Source organism: Lacticaseibacillus pantheris DSM 15945 = JCM 12539 = NBRC 106106 (genome assembly GCF_001311175.1).
GTDB classification, from domain to species: Bacteria; Bacillota; Bacilli; order Lactobacillales; family Lactobacillaceae; genus Lacticaseibacillus; species Lacticaseibacillus pantheris.
This window is the reverse complement of record NZ_BBAI01000076.1, coordinates 1-1,658: the sequence shown is the minus strand read 5'-3', so window position 1 is coordinate 1,658 and position 1,658 is coordinate 1. Positions and strand designations below refer to the sequence as shown.

Here is a 1,658-nt window from a genome sequence, read left to right as displayed (position 1 = left end):
CCGGCTGCGTTCGGCACGTGGTTGACGGACCGCACAGTAGCGGACCCGCGCACACCCCGTCGGGCCCGGACTAGGTCGAGAAACTGATGAATCCGTTGAGTTGCGGCTGGACTTTGCTTGACCCCATCGAGAACAAAGGTGTCGTTGCCGGTCTCCGCAGCAAAACTCACGGTAGTGTCGGCGTAAAATTGGTCCAGCGTCAGGGAAACGCTACTATTTGCCGGTAGCATTAACTCGGGGTCGGCTTTGCCCCAGTATTTAATGAGTGCAATATTGGTATGCGCACGGGCAGTTACTTTAAGCATGCTTTTCCCCCCTGGCTGACTGTACGGCAAAGTTGTGGATCCACGTTTGTGGGGCACCGGCCAACTGAAGCTGTTGCGCAATGTGGTTGGCCGTACCTAAATCGGGTGCCATGGCAATGATGCATCCACCCATACCACCGCCAGTCAACTTTGTGCCCAAGCTACCCGCACCATTTGCGACAGTGATCAGCCGCTCCAAAACGGGAGTGCTGACCCCCAGCTGGGCCAAATACTCTTGCGCCGTGCCCATAATGCGTCCCAGTTCAACTACGTCCTGGTTCGTGATGGTGACGGCGGCCTGACGGGTCAATTGACCCAGGGCGTGAATCGCTGCGTTAGCCGCCTCGGGATCCTGTTCGCGAAAGCGCGTAACGGCGGTAACGGCCGCGCGCGTTTGGCCCTGGATACCCGAATCTGCAATCACCAGAACACCACGGTTAAGCGAAGCAATTGGCCGGGGGGCTTGCCCCTTAATAATCCATTGCGGATGGTCGGCACTAGTGGTGGCGGCGTCGATGCCGCTCGGATTACCGTGAATAATTCGTTCGCTCACGTCGGCCCAGCGCAAAACGGTGGGGCGGTCGATATCTTGGCCAAAGGCGTCGTAGAAAGTGCGCACGATAGCGATGGCGGTGGCGGCGCTGGAACCCATGCCGCGTTCGGGCGGTAGGTCGCTGACGATGTCGAGCGTGAGGGGCTGATCCGACGCCTCAAAGTTTCGGAGTAGTTGCCGTACGAGTGTGGCAATCCCGCTAAAGTTGGTGTCGATTGCGTCGGTGAGGGAGCCGTTATAGAACGCCGAGGTGACGGACTGGCCGTGTTCAGCGGGGGTGACGGTGGCCCGTAACCGAATGGTGGGGATGGGAAGGGCAATGGCGGGCTCACCAAAGACGACCGCGTGTTCCCCAATCATAATTATTTTTGCGTGGCTTGTTCCGGTGCCTGTGTGCAAAATGATTCACTCCGTTCTTGGTTGGTATCTGGGGTATATTATAGCAGAGAGCGCAGCAGACCGGTTAGTAAGTAGAGCATAAGTCACCTCAGCCAAGTGGCCCGCACTCGGCCGGTTGCTGGGGTGGCTTATGCGGCACTTACTGGTCTGCGGAGCTCGTTTATGGCAGCAGACCGGTTAGTAAGTAGAGCATAAGTCGCCCCAGCCAAGTGGCGTTGATTGCGGCGTTGCTCCGTCAGGGGTACGGGGGCTGGCGACCGCTGCCAAGGCGAAGCCTACAACGTGCCAAACCCAGGCACGTTTCCGGCGCGATTCTGAAACTGTCCGCAAACCCACCGGCCAGTTTCAGAAATCGTCGCGCAGTACGTCGCCTTTGGCTCCTACTGCGGCAATTCAATGCC

General features: G+C 58.4%; 1 protein-coding gene and 1 pseudogene. Both read right to left on the bottom strand.

The genetic code is table 11. From position 1 onward, the window contains the following. Positions 1–305: pseudogene (locus JCM12539_RS13595) on the bottom strand (diphosphomevalonate decarboxylase); the annotation flags it as partial. Continuing rightward, positions 298–1,257 carry a mevalonate kinase gene (gene mvk / locus JCM12539_RS12365; protein ID WP_156302207.1) on the bottom strand — a complete coding sequence of 320 codons (960 nt, stop codon included), beginning with the start codon at positions 1,255–1,257 and terminating at the stop codon, positions 298–300. The gene mvk and the pseudogene JCM12539_RS13595, both read right to left, overlap by 8 nt. Between the last annotated feature and the right edge of the window lie 401 nt (positions 1,258–1,658).